Source organism: Peredibacter starrii (genome assembly GCF_034259205.1).
GTDB lineage: Bacteria > Bdellovibrionota > Bacteriovoracia > Bacteriovoracales > Bacteriovoracaceae > Peredibacter > Peredibacter starrii.
Genome location: NZ_CP139487.1, coordinates 2,100,518 through 2,119,454, shown reverse-complemented (window position 1 = coordinate 2,119,454; position 18,937 = coordinate 2,100,518). Strand labels below are relative to the sequence as shown.

Sequence of the window (18,937 nt, the reverse complement as noted above, 5' to 3'; positions counted from 1 at the left end):
AGATATTTGAAAGGTGTCTATAGATTTAGTTTAAGTCGGCCAGATGCTGCATCGGCCTTATAACGCAAGTAACTCAATGCAAATAACCCATAAGAGAATCTCACAGGAACTTTTAAGACTTCTTCCTGATAAGAATCAAAGATAGGACCACGATAAATCAGAGATTGGTTAATCAGCTCTTCAGCAACTAAGCGTGAAAAGTCTTCGTTCCACATTCTTTGGGTAAAATATTTTGATTTGTCGCGAAGCTGTATGTCGATGTAGCGGGCCACATCTTCTTTTAACTTCTTCTGCCCTTCCAAATCTACTTCCTGAGCGAGAGCATGCCATTTAGTCTTGAGAGAGCGCATATAGTTTTTAGTGAGCTTTAATTCAAAGGTAAGACCAAGCTTATCATGGTCCTGCATCATGCGATCCATCTCACCCATCGTGACTGAAAGATCAACTTCAAAACCTTTGGTGGCAAGGGCGACTCGATCAGTACGAGGCACAACTTTTACTTTAAGTGCCTCTTCATAGAGCATGTCTTTTGAGAATGAATTTAACACTTGTTTAGCCCATAGATTCCATCTCTCATCCACACTGCTCCGAAGAAGAAGTGGCATGTCCTGATAGGAATCAATGCCAAAGAAAAGATCCGGCATACCAGTCATAAGAGAAATAAACTGAGATGTTTCAAAAATAGGGTCTTCAATTTCCTGGGCTTTGATCCAGGCCTTCACTTCAGGGATTGTACCCTGAGGCTCATTTTGAAATCTAAAGTGATGACAATAGAGTTTAGCAAGATCGGTAGAGACTCCTGTTGAGCCCACACTTAGAGGAAACTTTTGTCTAAACGTTGTTAGATTCTCTTTACGACAGATGAGATCAGTACAGGCAACTTGAACGGTTGAATCATCCGGTACAAGTTTGATCTTTTGCTCTTTTCCAACCATTTGGTCCTGAACACCCGACATGTTTTTAAAAACAAAAGACATGATGTAACGGTTATTCAAGTAAGGAGTGAGCATTCGATAATCTTCGACTTCTCCGCCCCAAGAGCAGAAAGCACGAAAATTTTTAATGACCTGATCGAACTCACGAGATCTCGCCGCTTCTTTTTCAGTTGAGGTCTTAACCATATTGGTGGCGAAGGGAGAAGATTCCACTGAAGGAATCATTTCCATGCGAGGGTTTTGAAAATAATGCTGAAAAGATTGCTCTAAATTTCGTAACGAAAAAATGGTGATATTTTTTGAGCAATAGTTTTTTAGAAGATTATTCGTGAGTCGCTTATACTCACTGTCACTGATTTCCATCTTCTTAGCATAGGCACCAATGGCCTTAATGCTGGTATCAATACCGATGTACTGAAGTGTCGCGGCCACAGAGCGCTTGGCCTGTTTTTCCTGCCAAGGTGTCGCGTACTGAGAAGGGGCCAGATACCCACAACTTTCCACCAATAGCTGACCACCTTCAAAGGTACTGTGGTAAAGCTTAACCTTCTTATTTTCACCGAGCTTGGTTTTATCATAGATGTCGCTGAAGACGTTCAGGAGCGGATCAGTTTGAATATCGGTCTGGGCCTCACCCATGAGAATACCCTCCACTGGCACTAAGGCCATAGCGGAAAAGCTCATGATGAATAAAAGAAACCCGACAAATTTAATCATATTATTTACATATCTTTTTAAACTTATCGGAAAATATTTCGATAGGTTTACTATGAAGTTATTGATTTTGGGTCTTCTAGCGTTTGGGCAGGTTCGAGCTGCTGAAATTGATCTTCCTATCAGGACTGATGGGGGGTCGGTGAGCTATTCCACGCCCGATCTCTTGAGTCGCCGAGGAGAATTATCACCTCCTCCAAGCATTTACGATCTAGAAGAACTGAATCGCGTGTTATTCAGTGAGAGACGTCTTCAAACTGAAGAGCTAAAAAAAATTAAGTACTACCTGATTAATGGTGATATCAGAATGGCACGTGCCCATTTGTTGAAACTCACCTTCACTCAGACAAAATTAAAACCAGTGGTTCATCGCTATCTCGCCATTCTGCATTTCATTGACGGTGAATTTGCAAAATCTTTCCACTATCTCAGCCAACCTGAACTTCAGAACATTCCTCAATACTCTAAGATTTGCACTCTGAAAGTGCTGAATGAAATCGTGCTGAATAAGACCACTGAGCTTGAAAATGACTGGAACCGGTGCCGTGTGGAGAACGCCTATAATTTAAAGGCCCTCAATATGGCGTGGCTCGACACTTTAGTTCAATTAAAAATTGCACCCGTAAAAGGTGTGACGGCCGTGCCCTTTAAATTCGTGAGACTTGCTGCCTTCGACCGAGATGAGGCCAAGGTCATGATGAAGCTCTCTTTGTATCTTAATCAAGAGCAGCTTCTGTTAGATCAAATTCCGGAATTAACTGTGGAACAACTTCAGGATCCAGAGATCAGAGAACTTGCAGGACAAATTCTTTTCCGCACCGGAGCTCTGGCAAAGTCTTATAAGTATCTCGAGGACCTGAAATCTCCCAATGCCGAAAACATCAAAGGGAATCTTTACGTTCTAAGAAATAAGTATGAACTCGCCTATGCACAGTTCAAACTTGCCTTGGAACAAAAACAAAACTCACAAAATGCCCTTGAACGACTCCTTCCTCTTGCCTGGTTATTGGGTGACTGGGAAGGCGGAAGTGTTTACGCGGAACGAGTGATGGCCTCACCGCAAACACAAATTAATAAGATGACGTTGAATGCGGCCTTCTTAATGCAAAAAGGTGATTACAGTGGCGCGAATAAGGTCCTTGAGGCCATTGCACAGCGCTCACGTCGCGGAACAGATTTAGAAGTGACGCAATTAGGAAGCTTTACGGCCTTAATGCAAAATCAGCCAGACAATATGAAAAAACAGGCCTCTCTAAGTTGTTCACAATATGACATCATTAATTGCTGGGTCCTTTTTCAGCTGAGTCAGTGGGACTCTTTTCCTCTGACTGTAAGACGAGATGATAAACTCGCAGACAAGAAGGAATGGGAAAAACTCATTAAAGAGGATCTGAACCAGCCATTAAAAGAAACGGTTTACGTGAACCAACTTGATATAGAAGAGATGGATGACAAACTCATACAGCTTATCCCAAAGTCGCCCTAGAATTCTTTTTATTCATGGTCTGAATAATAACTCAGACAGTTTCAAACCTATCATGCAGCATTTCGAGTCCCGAGGATTTGAAACTGAATTCCTGATTCTTCCGGGCCACGATGATAACCGAAAAGAAGCGCGGGATTTTGAATCTTCCCTGGCGCTTTTTGATCAGAAAATGAAGGCACTTGGAGACAGGCCCTACTATGTCATCGCCTTTTCTCATGGGGCCCTTTATCTTCAGCTATGGATGGAGAAGAATCCCACCAATAAACCTTTAAAACAGGCCCTTTTAGCTCCGGCCCTCTATACCCATCGCCAAGGCACGGTAAGATCTCTATTGGCCTTTCTTCCCGCTTTTCTGTGGGTAAAAAGCCTATCTCCCAAAGAGTTCCGTCGCTATGAGTTTCTCACAGTGGCCGAATACAGGATGCTTTTAAAGGGAATGGTAACTCTCCATAAACTCGAGAGGTCTTTTCAGATTCCAACCATGGTTATGATTGATCCTAAAGATGAACTGGTAGATGCGGAAACTCTGAAGGAAGAAGTAGAAAAGAAAAATGAAACAAAAGTGATTTTCTATGAGCGAGGCTATCTAAACAAAGGTCTCGGGAGTCATCATATCTTGTTTCATCCCGATTATTTTCTCCCCAATGACTGGACACTTTTCATGTCCAGTATTGAAGATTTTTTTCTACATTCAGATTTAAGAAACCATTCTTAGAGGGTCTTGTCCTTTAGTCGAGAACTCCACCACTTCGCCCGTTGGGCCTTCACCACCGGACACGAAGCGCTTCAAGCTCACTACTTGCTGCTTTAAGCATTCTGCTTGAGAAGACATCTCAGCAGCGGATGAGGCCACTTCTTCAGATGACGAAGCATTCGACTGAATGGCGGCATCAAGGTGGTTCATTGCTTTAGTAATCTGTTCAATACCGTTTGCCTGTTCCTGAGAGGCGGCAGAGATTTCAGAGTTAAGACTCGCAACCTTTTTAACTGCGCCCACAATTCTCGTTAGTGACTCTCCTGAAGTTCCGGCAACCACTGAGCTTGAACGAGTTTTTTCAACGTTTTCTTTAATAAGACCATTGATGTCCTTGGCGGCAGAAGCAGAACGCTGAGCGAGGTTTCTCACGGCATCGGCAACCACTGCAAACCCCTTACCCTGTTCACCCGCACGGGCAGCTTCAACTGCGGCGTTTAGGGCAAGAAGGTTGGTCTGGAAAGCGATGTCATCAATCACGTTAATGATCTCTTCGATCTTTTTAGAAGACTTCGCCATTTCTTCCATTGAACCAATCAGTTTTCTGATTTCTTGTTCACCATCTTCCGCAGAAGTAAGGGACTCCTGAGAAAGATTATTGGCCTCTTTAGCGTGATCTGAGTTCAGCTTTACCATTGAAGAGAGCTCTTCAAGCGAAGAAACTGTTTCTTCAAGAGAAGCAGCGGACTCAGTGGCACCTTGTGAAAGCTGAGAAGATGCTGAAGTTAATTGTTCCGAGGCCTGTGCTACTTGAGAAGATGAACTATCAATTTCAAATGTGATTGAATCAATAAGAGTAGTGATTTTTCTTGCGATGAAAAAGCCCATCACAATGGCACACAAGATACAGGCGAGAGATGAAACAAGGTTGATCCAATTTGATTCGGTATAGGCCTTTACAGCGGCGGCGTGTTTTTCTTCACCAAGCTTAGTGTGGAAGGCATCCAGTGCTTCAAGTTGAGCATACATATCAAGGCGAATTTCACGGTAACGTCCATCCAGAAGATCAATCGCTTTTTCTAGATTTTCAGGCTGCATAGTATCTACCAGTGCTTCAAACTGACGAGCATAGATCATAAACTCGTCCCAGGTTTTGAAGAACTTCTCTACCATTTCTTTTTCACCTGGAGAAAATTCATCAGCAAGATACTCTTTACGAACACCTTCAAACTTATTGATGTTATCGTTAGCAGATTTCAAAAGACGTTTAACGTTCTTCTCTTCACGAGACATATAAGCACGCATGAGGTAACGGTTCGCTTCGTTACCATAGTTATAGAGCTTCGTTACACGTTTAAGATTTTTAGTGACTGTGGTACTGATGAAGTTGAAATCTCGGTATACTGCTTGCATCGAGAAATAGCCCATCAATGCAACAACCACCACGAATGCGGCAATGGTTAAAAAACCTAATAGTAATTTTCCCTTAAGACTTGCTCGTTTAAGCATACACGTGTTCTCCTCAATGAGTTCACATAGCTTCTCGGAAAAACTACTTAGGGCTTAAGAAAAATTTATAGGGAATTAAAACAGAAAGCCTCAACTAATGTTGAGGCTTGAACTCTTTGCCATCAAAGTGAAAGATGACATCTTTATCTTCATATTTGGTTTTAAGATTAACTGGTCGACGCCAAATAGCGTACAGATTTCGTAAGGTTTCATTGGCAAAACCTACGTCCAGATCCACACCGTAGTGAACGTGACTTAGAAGCAATTCTTTACGGTTCATGTAGTTCCCGTCTTCCACTTCAATGATCGGTTGACCAAAGTTGGTGAGCTGAGACAGAAGCTTCTGCTTAATTGCCTGGAAGTCCTTAGAATCGATTTCAAAACGGCCAGTGCGTGGATTGTACTTATAAGTGAAAAGCTGCTGACGTTCGCAGAAATCAGGCGTCAGGAACTCATCAATGAAAGAGATATCGTTGTGAGATTTACGAACTTCAAAAATCTTCTCTTTACCCTTACCAAGTTTAGTGTCCCAACGAAGCTTTTCCGCCATATTTGAACATTCGTTGTATTCCTTACCGAACATACCACGGTTCCAGCGGTATTCGATATCACGCATAAGCTCGATACCAACCTTATAAGGGTTGATGTTCTGACGACTCATGGCCATAACACCTGCGTGCTTATCTGCGAAATCCACGATCTCAGAAGCGTCCAGGGCCTTTTGAGTCATGATGGTTGAGTGCCAGTAACTTGCCCAACCTTCGTTCATGATTTTAGTCATTCGCTGAGGGAGGAAGTAATAGGCCTCTTCTCTTAAAATACCAATGATATCGGCCTGCCACTCTTCGATTGGAGCATGCTGAATAAGATAACCAAGAACGTCTTTCGTTTTATGGGTCAGGGGCTTTTCGGCCACTACCATATCCTCGTCGTCTTCGCGTTTGGCCTCTTCTTTTTTATTCAGGCGGGCCTTGGTACGCATGAAAGATTTCAGAGCTTGTGAACGGTCATCGATCAGATAACCATCATCTTCATTCTCTGCACGCTGCTGAACCACTTGCTCTTCACGACGGCGCTTTAATGAAGTCGTTTCAAATAGCTCGTTAATATCCAGAAGGTTTTCCAGAGAGAGAACCTTATCAATGAAAGACTCAACTGCATCCTGGCCATAACGTTCCATATAACGACGGATCTTCGTTCCGTGGTTGGCCATGACATCCATCATCTTGCGATTGGTGTTTGAGAACCAGGCATTGTTCTTAAAGAAATCATTATGGCCATAAACGTGGGCCATCACGATTTTCTGATCCACCCAATTGTTTGCCTGAAGAAGATAGGCGTAACAAGGGTCGGTATTGATCACCATCTCATAGATTTTTTGTAATCCATAAGCATAGCCTTTTGAGAGCTGATCGTAATCCATCCCGAATTTCCAGTGAGGATAACGTGATGGGAAACCGCCTTGAGCGGCCAGAATATTGATCGTATCGTAATCACAAACTTCAAAAACCTGTGGAAAGAAATCCAAACCGTACTCAATGGCGTAGCCTTCGATTTCATTTTTGAGAGCTAGAAGTTCACCAGTGATGGGCTTCGAGCGGTTCATTATTTTCCTTTACCTAAGAACTCTTTAATTGAGTCCAGGATTCCTTCTTTGTTTTTAATCTTACTCAGGGTGAGTTTATCGGAAGTTGTTCCGTACTTCGCCGCCAAGTCTTTATAGAATTGGCCCGAACCGTAACGGCTTTCCACTTGCCCGTAACAGAAGTTATTTGAAACTGGAAGAATGACCTTATCTAAAAGTTCAAGACAAAGCTTTGTATCATCTGCTGACCAGTTATCACCGTCTGAAAAATGGAACGGATAGATGTTCCACTCATTCGGGTTGTAGTCTTTTTCAATGATCTCTTTGCAGAGATTATAGGCAGAAGAAATGAGAGTACCTCCGGATTCACGAGTTCTGAAAAACGTGTTCTCATCCACTTCTTTAGCAGTGGCATCGTGAATGATATAACGGATCTCGATGTCTTTGTATTGTGACTTAAGCCATAGATTGATCCAGAAAGATTCTGTACGAACGATCTCTTTCTGCTCATCACCCATTGAACCGGAAACGTCCATCATATAAATCACAACCGCTGCGTTTTGCATCTCTACTTTCGTATCAGATGCACGGTAACGGAAGTCACGACGGATAGGAATCACCGCCGGATTTTCTGGATCATATGAATCGGTCGCAATTTGTCGCTTAAGCGCTTGCTTGTAAGTACGACGTAGGTGACGAAGAGAATCAGGTCCGGTCGTTCCGATATTTGTGTAACGGTCTACCACACTCTGAAGCGACTTCTTTCCTTTGGGTTCAATATTCGGAAGTTCAAGTTCCTCCCCTAGAATACGCGCAAGCTCATCCAGAGAAAGTTCTACCTCGAGTTCCTTGTTCCCTTCTCCCTCACCTGCTTCACCCTGGCCAGGTTGACCATTAGGATCCTGCTGACCATCTACTGGATCGCCAGCTTCACCTTGTCCCTGTCCCATCCCGCCTTGAGACTTATCACCAAAACGGAATCGAGGAATATCGATGGAAGGCATAGGGACCGTGAATTGGTCGGTCCCTTTAGGAATGATTTGATTACCTTGTGACACATACTTTCGGAGATTATCTCGGATCTTACCCTTAACAATCTTCCGAAATCTGGCATGGTCTCGCTTAATCGGATGATCCACTCTCTTTCCTCTTACGACTTAATAGAGTCGCCTTTAGCGAAAATAGAAGCCACGAAGTTCAACGCGTCTGTGGCACAGATGTCACAGTAGTTGAAATTCTTAATCAAGCGGCTCTTCACCACTTCAATCTTCTCTTGGGTTTGTTTATCAACCACGTTCGAGATGATCGTTGTTAGCTTGATTGTATCGCGCTGATCTTCGAAAAGTTTAAGCTCAAGAGCACGGTGAAGACGCTCATTCATTTTGTAATCGAATTGCTTGCCTTCGATGGCAAGAGCACCGATGTAGTTCATAAGCTCGCGACGGAAATCGTCTTTACGAGACTCAGGAATATCGATCTTCTCTTCGATTGAACGCATGAAACGCTCATCTGCTTCCTCTAACTTGTTAGAGTATTTGTTACGGATTTTTTCTTTCTGTGTGTAGGCCTTAACGTTATCAACGTAGTTAGCACAAAGAGTTTGAATGGCAGACTCATCAACTGAGATCGCTTTTTGAACATCGTTCTTCACGATATCTTCATACTCCTGACGACAAACTGCCAGCATCTCACGGTAGTGATCCATCTGCTCTGGAGAATTTACAAGCGCGTGGTGCTTAAGTCCTGATTCAAGTTCATTGAAAACCATGAATGGGTTAAGACATCCAACGTGTCCGTTCTTCACAAGCGCGTTCGAGATTTTATCCTGGATATAACGTGGAGAAATACCTTCAAGACCTTCACGAACTGCTTCTTTACGAAGTTCTTTTACGTTGTCTTCGTTGTAACCAGGAAGAGTCTTACCGTTATAAAGTTTCAGCTTCTGAAGCTTTGTAAGGTCAGATTTCTTCGGCTCTTCAAGACGAGTAAGGATCGCCCAGGTAGACGCCATTTCAAGCGTGTGAGGAGCAATGTGGATGTTGGGAATTGTCTCTTTATTATAGTCTTTTCTATAAATACGAGCTTCCTGATCCAGACGAGTAATATAGGGAACGTCGATCTTAACCGTACGGTCACGAAGAGCTTCCATGAATTCGTTAGATTGAAGTTTTCTGTACTCTGGCTCGTTGGTGTGGCCAAGAATCACAAGGTCAATGTTTGTTTGAGCAAACTTTTTAGGTTTGATCGATTGCTCTTGAGAAGCACCTAGTAGATCGTACAAGAATGCTACGTCAAGTTTCAGCATCTCGATGAACTCAACGATACCGCGGTTGGCGATGTTGAACTCACCATCAAAGTTGAAGGCACGTGGATCAGAGTCTGATCCATAGATCGCGATTTTACGGTAGTTGATATCACCTGTTAATTCTGTTGAATCTTGGTTCTTCTCATCTTTTGGTTGGAATGTACCAATACCACGACGATCTTTTTCAGAAAGGATCAAGCGTTTCACACGGATGTGCTTCATCACTTTGTTCCAATCACCATCGTACTTGATCATGTATTCATTCAGGATAAAGCGACAGGCCGGGTTCACTTCACCTTTGATTTTTACTTTGTACGGAGACTTGTTCACCTTTGATAATTCGGCAAGGAATCTTTCACGAACTTCAGGAGGTAAAAGTTTTAAAGGCTCTTCGTGCATTGGAGATGCGAAAACTTTCTGGCCACCAAGAATGGCAGAACCTTCATCATCGACCCACTCGTAAGTATAAAGTGCGCCTTCGTCTGTACGAGAATAGTGCTCAAGACCTTTTTTAAGAAGACGAGAGACTGAGGACTTCGCCGACCCTACCGGACCGTGAAGAAGAAGTACACGTTTCTCAGTTCCGTAACCAAGAGCTGCCGACTGGAAGAAATTCACCATTTTCATTAAGTGAACATCGATACCGAAAATGGCATCTTTTCCATTCTCAAATGGATCATCAAAGAAGTGGTAACGAGTTACTTCTTTTTTATATTCAGTGTACTGAGAAGTACCGTAGCTCATGATCATGTCATAGATACGTTGGAAAGAATTACGAGCGATCTTAGGATTTTTCATCACAAGATCTACGTACTCTTGAAAACTTCCTTGCCAGTGCAGGTGAGAGAAATCTTTTGGATTGTAGTGCTGGGAAATGAAAGACTGGATATCGAAATTGGAGCTTGCCATGGACTTCCTCCCTAAGGCGAATTAAAGCGGATCCGAAGACCCTTAATTTATTGTACCTACTAAGGGTAACTTCTCCAAACGAATACAACAAGGTGGGAAAACGGCAGTTCTTTCCGAGGGATTTTGTCAGTCATTCACAAGTGACTAAGATTATTGTTTGACTAAAACATGGTTCATTCTATGATTAAAACATCACAAATTTTAACAAGGCCATTATGGGTATTCTTTGTGCTGGTGCCACAGATATTGGGCGTAAAAGAAAAACGAATCAAGATTCAATTTGTTTAGACCATGCCCATCACTTTTTTGCAGTCGCTGACGGCATGGGTGGACATAATGGTGGCGACATCGCCTCTCAACTATCTGTAAAAGTCATGGGTGAATATCTGGGAAAAAATAATTCTCAGGATCCTCAGACCATGATGAAAAATCTTATCCAGGAAATTAATCGCTCGATTTTAAAGAAGGCCGAAGAACAACCGGAACTTCATGGCATGGGTACAACAGTATCGGCCGTTCAATTTGCCGGACCTCAATTGGTGATCGGAAACGTCGGGGATTCCCGCGTCTACATGGTTAATAACCAGAATATTTTCCAACTCACCCGCGATCACTCTTTTGTTCAGGAAAAACTCAACATGGGAATCTACACCCGTGAAGAGGCGGTGAAAGATCCACAAAAGAACGTTCTGGTCCGCTCTGTGGGCTTTGAACCGGACGTTCAGGTAGATGTTTTTAACTACCGCGTCTGCAAAAATGATATTTTTTTAATCTGCTCTGACGGATTGCACGGCAAAGTGAGCGATGGAGACATCCTGCATATCGTGCAGAGAAACATTTCTGACCCATCTCGTTGCCAGTTATCTGACGTTGAACAGACCGTAAAAGAGCTCATTCAGCAGGCAAACGACAATGGCGGGCAGGATAATATTTCGGTTATTCTGGCCGTGGCCCAGGCCTAGTTCTTAATCCAATCTTTTCAATGTTTTGTATTCCCATTCAAGGTATCTGCGCTTAAAATATTTGGCATGGATAAGTACTACACCGTGATGGTCGTCCCTGAAAAACAAAAAGGGGTTAAGACCTATCGTATACCAACTGTTTTATTTAAGTCTCTCGCCTTCATGTCAGTGATGCTGGTCATGTTAATTGGCGTGCTGGCCTACGATTATTGGAAAATTCTTCAGCAGGTTTACGAAAACAAACATCTTTCAATTGAAAACCGTCAGCTCAAAGAACAGATTCAACTTTTCCAAATGAAGATGAATACTTTGGGTGATGACTTAAAACGTATCAACACGTTTGAGAAAAAACTTCGTGTGATTACCGGTCTTGAAGATATCAGCGGCAAGGGCCCAATCTACAAACCGACTAATAACAACAACGAAGAAACAAAAGAATCTTTCAACTTGGAAGACCTGAACTCATCTTTGGATTTTAAATTCGAAGGCGACATGGAAGATCAACCAAAGTTCAAAGAACTAAAATCTCTTTACGACAAAAAAATCGCGGCCACTTTGGGCCTTGAGCGCAGTTACCTTCTAACTAAACAATGGTCTGATCTAGCTCGTAGAAGCTTTGCCCTATCAAACGACTACGCCAAGTTCGATTTCAAGTATTATCAAATTAGAGAAGTTGTTTCGAGTATCGAAAACAACATCCATGCTCTCGATCAATATCTTTTAGACAAAGAATCTTTCCTGAATTCAACGCCAACCATTCTCCCGGCCGACGGCTGGATTACGAGTTATTTTGGGCAGCGTATGTCTCCATGGGCCGGTCGTCTGAAGATGCATGAAGGGCTGGATGTTGGTGCTCCTTACGGAACTGCTGTACATGCGCCTGCAGACGGAATTGTCACTTTCTCAGGAGAGAAGGCCGGATTTGGAAAATTCGTTCAAATCGATCATGGGTATGGAATTGAAACCATCTATGCTCACAATCAGTCACTCAGTGTACGCGCAGGACAGAAAGTAAAACGTGGAGCGCTTCTGGCAGGTGTTGGTAACACCGGCCACTCTACTGGTCCGCACTTACATTATGAAGTTAGGGTCAATGGCATCGCTGTTGATCCATTATATTTTATCCTCGATTAAGAAAAGGTTTTCCTATGTTAGATTCGATGATGCGCAAGCTATTTGGTACAAAACAAGATCGTGACATGCGCGCTCTAAAGCCAATTTTGGCGGAAATCAATTCCCTCGAGCCGAAGTATCAGGCGATGTCGGATGATGAGTTGAAAAATCAAACTCAGATTTTCAAAGACAAGCTTCAGAAAGGTTCTACTGTTAATGACATCCTTCCGGATGCGTTCGCAGTTGTTCGTGAGGCAGGCCGCCGTGTAATGAACATGCGTCACTTTGACGTACAGATGCTGGGTGGTATTACACTTCACCAGGGTAAAATCTCTGAGATGAAAACCGGGGAAGGTAAAACTCTTACTGCGACTCTCCCACTTTATCTTAATGCTCTTGCTGGCAAAGGCGCTCACCTTGTAACAGTGAACGACTACCTTGCTCAACGTGACTCTCATGAAATGGGTAAACTATATAACTGGCTTGGTCTTTCTGTTGGCGTAATTATCGCAAACATGGACGACGAAGATCGTAAGGCCGCTTACCAAGCTGACATCACTTACGGAACAAACAACGAATTCGCTTTCGACTACCTTCGCGACAACATGAAGTTCGATCTTAACGATTACGTTCAACGTGAACACCACTTCTGTATCGTGGATGAGGTCGATTCAATCTTAATCGACGAAGCACGTACTCCGCTTCTTATCTCGGGTCCTTCTGAAGGTGATACGCGTCTTTATGGTGTGGTTGATAAAATCATTCCTAAACTTGTAAAAGACACTCACTATACAGTGGATGAAAAAGCAAAATCTTCAGTTCTGACTGAAGAAGGTATCTTGAAGGTTCAAGAGCTTCTTCAAATCGGTAACCTTTATGATGTTCGAAACATCGAAACTCTTCACCACGTTAACCAATCTCTACGGGCCCACACGCTCTTTAAAAACGAAGTGGATTACGTAGTTCGTGACGGCAAGGTAATCATCGTAGATGAATTTACTGGCCGTATGAAAGAAGGGTCTCGTTGGTCTGACGGTCTTCACCAAGCGGTAGAAGCAAAAGAAGGCGTAGAAGTAAAATCTGAAAACCAGACACTTGCTTCAATTACTTTCCAGAACTACTTCCGTCTTTATTCAAAGCTTTCAGGTATGACTGGTACAGCTGATACTGAAGCTGACGAGTTCATGAAAATTTATAACCTTGAAGTAGTGGTTATCCCGACTAACCTTCCAATGATCAGAAATGACCAGGCGGACGTTGTCTATGCAACTCGCCAGGCAAAATACGAGGCCGTGGCAAAACTTATTGAAGAATGCCATAAGAAAGGTCAACCAGTTCTGGTTGGTACAATTTCAATTGAATCATCTGAACTTATTTCTAACGTTCTTTCTTCTAAAGGCATCAAGCACGAAGTTCTGAACGCCAAGAACCACGCTCGTGAGGCCGAAATCGTTGCTCTAGCTGGTCAGCGTGGTGGTGTAACTATCGCCACAAACATGGCCGGTCGTGGTACCGATATTAAACTAACAGCTGAAACAAAGTCCCTTGGTGGTCTTTACATCATCGGTACTGAAAGACACGAATCTCGTCGTATCGATAACCAGCTTCGTGGTCGTTCTGGTCGTCAAGGTGACCCAGGTGCTTCGAAGTTCTTCCTTTCTCTGGAAGACGATCTGATGCGTATTTTCGGTTCAGACCGAATTAAAGGCATCATGGTGAAGCTTGGTATGAAAGACGATGAGCCTATCGAGCACTCAATGATCACAAACGCCATCGCCAAAGCTCAGAAGAAAGTTGAGACTCATAACTTCGATATCCGTAAGCACTTACTTGATTTCGATAACGTGATGAATGAGCAACGTAAAGTTATCTATAAAATCCGTCGTGACATTCTTAATGACGAAGGTAACAACGAACTTATTCAGGACTTCATTGATGAAGTGGCGTTTGAACTAGCAGCTCAGTATCAGCCTGAGAAGAAAGGCACTGTTCGTGACTTCCCTTGGGATGAAATCAATCAAGCCGCGAAGAATGCTTTCGGTGTTGAGCAAACGCTAACTCCGGAAGAGTGCTCTCAAAAACATAAGGGTGAACTTGCTGACTACCTAAGAGAAGTCGGCGCAACTTCCATTCAGAAGAAATTTGAAGGATTTGATCCGGAGCAAGTGAAGTATACGTACCGCGAAGTCCTTCTTGCGACTTTCGATCAGTTCTGGAAAGACCACCTTCTTGCCATGGACCATTTGAAAGAAGGTATTAACCTACGCTCATACGGCCAGAAAGATCCTCTGGTTGAGTATAAGCGCGAGGCCTTCACGATCTATGAGAACATGAAGTTTGCTATCAAGCGTGCTGTGGTTGAGCGTATCTCCCACATCAAGCTTATGACTCAAGAAGAAATTGAGGCCATCCACCGTGAGCAGGAAAAACTTCTCCAGGCACAACTTAAGGCCCACCAGGACGCCATGGCCGCTGAAGCAATGGCAGAGGAAAAAAAGATTATTCGTGCTACAGTTAAAGTAGGACGTAATGATCCTTGCCCTTGTGGCTCAGGGAAAAAATTTAAGTCTTGTCACGGAGCTTAGTACATTTATAAGCGGGCGCGACTCATACTCGCGCCCTTTTAACACTGAAGCAGGGATTGCTGATGAGTTCTAATAAGAAGGATCTTACTCGAATTGAGGACCTTGGTGAGTACATTCACGAGCTGAATGCTGACGAGGATCTCCCACCTGAGCCCGATTTCCCCTCTGAGCTTCCCGACCTACCTGAAACTCCTGAAGATGAAGTAGAAACTTCATTTGAAACAAGCTTTGAAACTGATTTCGGGGCCAGCACTGAAGAATCTTCAACATTTGAGACTGAAGATATTCAGTTTGGGGCCGACACTACTGAAGAAGTGACTGACTTTGGCAGGGATGCTTTTTCAACCGAAGAAACAACATTCGAAACTTCGGAGCCTGAGTCAACGTTTACCACTGAACCTGAGGAAGAATTTACATCTCAAGCGGAGCCGGAATTTAGCTCAGAACCTGAGCCGTTATTTGCGACCGAACCAGGGCCTGAACCCGAACCAGTCTACACTCCTCCAAAACACGAATATAAGGCCCCGGAAAACTTCGAAGACCTGAAAAAATTCTCTGAAAGCTCAAGTTTCACTGGCATGGCCTCAGAAGGAAACCCTTCATTCAGCGTTCTGATTAAAAATGTTCGTTACATCGAAGATGTAAACGACATCGTGACTTTGTTAAAAGAACTGAGTCTACTCATTGATCCAGAAGAACAAATTAAAAACCGCCTGATGCGCGGAATGCTTTTAGTTCCTCGAATCTCAGAATATGCGGCGATATTCCTCGCACACAAACTTCGTCGTTTTGATATCGACATCCAGGTGGGTCTATCGGATGAAATTCATCCGCCGAAACATCAGGAAGTTCCTGAGACAGGAATTGTCTCGAAACATAACCTCTATCAGAACCAAACTCATAGCTTCCATTTTGATGATCCTAAGCTCGAGATCTCGCAGATCATTGTGTCTGCAACTTCAGGACTAGAGGGTTATCAGGTCATGAGATATATGGGTGTTGCCTCTGAACACAAAATGCTCGATAGCCACATCGTAGAAGATGAGGGCTCCGAGGAAATTCCACGCCACTATCAGGAACTGGCCCAAAAATTAAAAGCACATGCTCTTAAGGCCCACTCCAATGCAGTGGTAGGTCTTAATTATCAACTGACTCCGATTCCTTCTGAATTTGGAATTGGGGGTTACAAATATCGTCTCACCTGTACGGGAAATCTGGTCTGGGTCAATAAACTATGAAGTCTTATGAAGTTGTGATCGTTGGTGGAGGCATCAACGGTTGTGGTCTTATCCGTGACCTGGCGCTTAACGGTGTTTCTACTCTCTTAATCGATAAAGGCGACTTTGCTTCCCAGACCTCGCAGGGCTCTTCCAAGATGCTTCATGGCGGGATTCGCTACCTTGAGAATGCGGACTTCGCTTTGGTTCAAGAGGCCCTGGAAGAAAAAAATCTCTGGTTAAAGCTTACTCCTCACCTGTGTTTTGAGCGTGATTTTTATCTGCCTCTTTACGACTATTCTAAGTACAAACCCTGGATGCTTCGCTGTGGTTTGTTTTTGTATGATTTCCTTTCGCATTTTCAGAATAAAGCTCATGACATGCTTAACCCAGAGGAGACCGTTCAAAAAATTCCTTCCCTCGAGCCGAAAGGTCTTATGGGTGCAGGAAAGTATTATGACGGTGTGGTAGATGACGCCAAATTGACACTTGAGTGCCTATACGACGCTCTTCTTGAGCCTTGTGCGAATGCTTTAAGTTATCACGAAGTAATTTCGACAGTGAAAGTTGCCGATGGTTATGAAGTAACTTATCAATCCATGCGCACTCCTCATAAAGAGACAGTAAAAGCAAAGTTCGTGGTTTTCACGACTGGCCCATTCACTGATAAATTATTGCCAAAGCTCAATGTCCCCTGGACTCCGCAGCTCGCTCCTTCGAAGGGCATTCACTTATGGCTTAAAGAAGGTTCTGTTGATGCTAAAGGCTCGGTGGTTTTAACCACTAAAGATAATCGTGTCGTGTTTGTGATTCCTCAACGCCACTCTATTCTTGTAGGAACAACTGAAACTCCGGTTGATCAGGACATGTTCAACATCAAGGCCACTGAGAAGGAAGTAAATTATCTACTGGATGTTCTTCGTCAGTATTTCCCGAATTCTAATCTTACGAAAGACTCCATCATTTCTACTTTTGCGGGAGTTCGTCCGCTTGTCCGTGAAGAAGGCGCACCTGAGGCCCTCGGCAAGGTCTCTCGTTTTCATAAAATCTTCCGTCCTGATCAGTTCACTTATGTGATGCTTGGGGGAAAATACACGACCTTCCGTCGTATGACTCAGGAGCTTGCTCAAGAGATCGTTCCTCGTTTGGGTAAGGCCTATCATCCAAATTACACTCTGAATCCGCTAAGACAGCACTCAGTGATGCCAACATTTGGCGAACAACCAAAACTCACTCTTGAGATGGTGAAGAAAATTATTATCACTGAGTATGTGACGACGTTTGAAGATTTGGTGAAACGCAGACTGTCGATCTTAGATGAGCCCCACCACTTAAAAGATGTGATGGGACTTCCGGTAGACGACGTGAAAGCATTATTTCGCTAGGACGGGAAAGATCACTCTAAAACCAGGCTCCAGAATTTGACCTCTTGGATTCTTTGAAATCTCATCGTCAAAGACCGATTGTCTGAGGACATTGAGTTGTCTCATCTCATCAATCACCTGCTTCTGGTCTTTCCAAAACGCTTGCTTAGTTATGAGATACTGAGTGGCGATCTTTCTATGCTCTTCTTTGTTTTGAGTCTCGAGATCATAGGCGAGCTTGAGTGAAATCTCAGTGTTAATCCCGTAAAGGTTCTTTTTAAACCCCTCCTCCCATGACGAATTTTCTGGGACAAGTTTCAATAGCTCACATCTTTTTTTTGAGAATAATGGATTTTTAAAATCCACACTCAATATATCGACTGCAAACTCTTCAGAAATCACCTTCTCAGCAATCAGTTGTTGAACCTGCAATTGATTCACCTCACTTCTCACTGGAGCAAGGAATGCATGACCAGCATCCTGCAGGATTGTTTCAGGAAAACGGAAACCCAAAACCTGCAAGGCAGTGAGATAAAGTCTTTTTTCCATTCTGAGAACACCTTTCGGAGCCAAAAGTGGATCGACAAAGACCTCTGAAGAAACATCAATCACACCTACCGGGCTTGACAGTGGTTTTACATCTGAAACAAGATTAATTTCCGTTGAACAAAACAAAGGACGAAGCTGTTCTTGAAGACTTCTTCTCTTAGAGATTCTTTTGTTCTCTACTAGAAGAAGACCTCTTTTTACATTTTGTGAGAATTCCGAAGCATCAATAAACTGAGAAAGGTACTGCTTCATCTCCTCTGATAATTTATTAGGAGCAAAAGGAAGACCAGTGCGTTTGTTCCACCAATCGTTATGGGGAAAGGCCAATTCTTTCATGATGGGTCCACCTGAGTTGTGACAAGCAGAACATCTCATCTTTGTACCAAATTGCGGTCTCTCACCAATCTTTAAAAATTTATTGTCCTCATAGGCATCAAAAGAATCCCCTCTGTAAAACCACTGGGGTCCGTTCGAAGTCCCCACCAATTCATAAAAATTATAGACGTTCTTTTTAAAATCAAAGGCAATCGCCTCAATTAAAAGCTTCCCAGGGACAGACTCTTGATCAAGGAGAATTTCTTTCTGAGAATTGAGACCCGTAAAATGACCAAAATACAAAAACTCAGGATTAACTTTTATATTCAACCCTTTCGAAAAGCCGATTGCGGATTCGAAAATACTAAAACTTCCTTCTTTGGGATTATGGGCCCCACGATTGGCCACCATTGCTGGCCTAGTTGTAATTCCATCTGCGGCCAGTAGGGACTTGAACTCACGAACATTCTGAGGACAGGCCTTGGCATTTTCCACTACCATTGCCAATAAATCATGCCCACCTTTCCCTTGAATACAGGCAGAATTGACATGACATGCAGTCAGAAGAACTAGGAAAACTAATGAATGAAATCCCCACATAAAATGACCTCCGGGTCAATTTATGTAAGATAATTAAGTGACTGAGATTAGTAAAATTAATTGATTTAATGATCCCATTAGGAAAACTAATGGGA

The 18,937-nt window shown here is 43.1% G+C and carries 13 protein-coding genes; 7 read left to right on the top strand and 6 right to left on the bottom strand.

Annotated elements, in window-relative coordinates; genetic code table 11:
• Positions 1–17: 17 nt before the first annotated feature.
• Positions 18–1,652 carry a hypothetical protein gene (locus SOO65_RS10765; protein ID WP_321389385.1) on the bottom strand — a complete coding sequence of 545 codons (1,635 nt, stop codon included), beginning with the start codon at positions 1,650–1,652 and terminating at the stop codon, positions 18–20.
• A gap of 52 nt (positions 1,653–1,704) precedes the next feature.
• Here SOO65_RS10765 and SOO65_RS10760 point away from each other — a divergent pair, with 52 nt between their 5' ends.
• Both SOO65_RS10760 and SOO65_RS10755 read left to right on the top strand, forming a co-directional pair.
• Entirely contained in the window at positions 1,705–3,135 is a 1,431-nt protein-coding gene (locus SOO65_RS10760; RefSeq protein WP_321389382.1) for a tetratricopeptide repeat protein, read from the top strand.
• The gene (locus tag SOO65_RS10755; protein WP_321389380.1) at positions 3,098–3,850 is read left to right on the top strand and encodes an alpha/beta hydrolase; all 753 of its coding nucleotides are present in this window, start codon (positions 3,098–3,100) and stop codon (positions 3,848–3,850) included. The genes SOO65_RS10760 and SOO65_RS10755 overlap by 38 nt, the downstream gene beginning before the upstream one ends.
• Here the strand turns inward: SOO65_RS10755 and SOO65_RS10750 are convergent.
• From SOO65_RS10750 to SOO65_RS10735, 4 genes are all read right to left on the bottom strand, one after another.
• Positions 3,833–5,338 (bottom strand): HAMP domain-containing methyl-accepting chemotaxis protein, encoded by a 1,506-nt coding sequence (locus SOO65_RS10750; protein ID WP_321389377.1) that lies wholly within the window; start codon positions 5,336–5,338, stop codon positions 3,833–3,835. The genes SOO65_RS10755 and SOO65_RS10750 overlap by 18 nt on opposite strands.
• 94 nt (positions 5,339–5,432) lie before the next feature.
• The gene (locus SOO65_RS10745) at positions 5,433–6,944 is read right to left on the bottom strand and encodes a SpoVR family protein (protein WP_321389374.1); all 1,512 of its coding nucleotides are present in this window, start codon (positions 6,942–6,944) and stop codon (positions 5,433–5,435) included.
• Positions 6,944–8,062, bottom strand: coding sequence for a DUF444 family protein (locus SOO65_RS10740; RefSeq protein ID WP_321389371.1), 1,119 nt, complete (start codon positions 8,060–8,062; stop codon positions 6,944–6,946). The genes SOO65_RS10745 and SOO65_RS10740 overlap by 1 nt, the downstream gene beginning before the upstream one ends.
• 11 nt (positions 8,063–8,073) lie before the next feature.
• Positions 8,074–10,137, bottom strand: coding sequence for a PrkA family serine protein kinase (locus SOO65_RS10735; RefSeq protein ID WP_321389368.1), 2,064 nt, complete (start codon positions 10,135–10,137; stop codon positions 8,074–8,076).
• A 215-nt stretch (positions 10,138–10,352) separates the two neighbouring features.
• Here SOO65_RS10735 and SOO65_RS10730 point away from each other — a divergent pair, with 215 nt between their 5' ends.
• From SOO65_RS10730 to SOO65_RS10710, 5 genes are all read left to right on the top strand, one after another.
• Positions 10,353–11,099 (top strand): Stp1/IreP family PP2C-type Ser/Thr phosphatase, encoded by a 747-nt coding sequence (locus SOO65_RS10730; RefSeq protein WP_321389365.1) that lies wholly within the window; start codon positions 10,353–10,355, stop codon positions 11,097–11,099.
• Positions 11,100–11,165: 66 nt separating this feature from the next.
• Positions 11,166–12,233 carry a M23 family metallopeptidase gene (locus SOO65_RS10725; protein ID WP_321389362.1) on the top strand — a complete coding sequence of 356 codons (1,068 nt, stop codon included), beginning with the start codon at positions 11,166–11,168 and terminating at the stop codon, positions 12,231–12,233.
• 14 nt (positions 12,234–12,247) lie between these two features.
• Complete coding sequence (gene secA, locus SOO65_RS10720; RefSeq protein ID WP_407676960.1) at positions 12,248–14,797, top strand: preprotein translocase subunit SecA; 2,550 nt, start codon at positions 12,248–12,250, stop codon at positions 14,795–14,797.
• 62 nt (positions 14,798–14,859) lie between these two features.
• Entirely contained in the window at positions 14,860–16,035 is a 1,176-nt protein-coding gene (locus SOO65_RS10715) for a hypothetical protein (protein ID WP_321389354.1), read from the top strand.
• On the top strand, positions 16,032–17,399 hold the full coding sequence (locus SOO65_RS10710; protein WP_321389350.1) for a glycerol-3-phosphate dehydrogenase/oxidase: 1,368 nt from the start codon (positions 16,032–16,034) through the stop codon (positions 17,397–17,399). Before SOO65_RS10715 ends, SOO65_RS10710 begins: the two co-directional genes overlap by 4 nt.
• On the opposite strand, the gene SOO65_RS10705 is transcribed toward SOO65_RS10710, so the two are convergent.
• Positions 17,388–18,842 carry a hypothetical protein gene (locus tag SOO65_RS10705; protein WP_321389348.1) on the bottom strand — a complete coding sequence of 485 codons (1,455 nt, stop codon included), beginning with the start codon at positions 18,840–18,842 and terminating at the stop codon, positions 17,388–17,390. The two genes, SOO65_RS10710 and SOO65_RS10705, sit on opposite strands and share 12 nt — an antisense overlap.
• Positions 18,843–18,937: the final 95 nt, after the last annotated feature.

Bases quoted from the DNA above. Each gene is read 5' to 3' on its own strand.
- SOO65_RS10765 (WP_321389385.1), bottom strand. From the start codon at position 1,652: ATGATTAAATTTGTCGGGTTTCTTTTATTCATCATGAGCTTTTCCGCT.
- SOO65_RS10760 (WP_321389382.1), top strand. From the start codon at position 1,705: ATGAAGTTATTGATTTTGGGTCTTCTAGCGTTTGGGCAGGTTCGAGCT.
- SOO65_RS10755 (WP_321389380.1), top strand. From the start codon at position 3,098: ATGACAAACTCATACAGCTTATCCCAAAGTCGCCCTAGAATTCTTTTT.
- SOO65_RS10750 (WP_321389377.1), bottom strand. From the start codon at position 5,338: ATGCTTAAACGAGCAAGTCTTAAGGGAAAATTACTATTAGGTTTTTTA.
- SOO65_RS10745 (WP_321389374.1), bottom strand. From the start codon at position 6,944: ATGAACCGCTCGAAGCCCATCACTGGTGAACTTCTAGCTCTCAAAAAT.
- SOO65_RS10735 (WP_321389368.1), bottom strand. From the start codon at position 10,137: ATGGCAAGCTCCAATTTCGATATCCAGTCTTTCATTTCCCAGCACTAC.
- SOO65_RS10730 (WP_321389365.1), top strand. From the start codon at position 10,353: ATGGGTATTCTTTGTGCTGGTGCCACAGATATTGGGCGTAAAAGAAAA.
- SOO65_RS10725 (WP_321389362.1), top strand. From the start codon at position 11,166: ATGGATAAGTACTACACCGTGATGGTCGTCCCTGAAAAACAAAAAGGG.
- secA (WP_407676960.1), top strand. From the start codon at position 12,248: ATGTTAGATTCGATGATGCGCAAGCTATTTGGTACAAAACAAGATCGT.
- SOO65_RS10715 (WP_321389354.1), top strand. From the start codon at position 14,860: ATGAGTTCTAATAAGAAGGATCTTACTCGAATTGAGGACCTTGGTGAG.
- SOO65_RS10710 (WP_321389350.1), top strand. From the start codon at position 16,032: ATGAAGTCTTATGAAGTTGTGATCGTTGGTGGAGGCATCAACGGTTGT.
- SOO65_RS10705 (WP_321389348.1), bottom strand. From the start codon at position 18,842: ATGTGGGGATTTCATTCATTAGTTTTCCTAGTTCTTCTGACTGCATGT.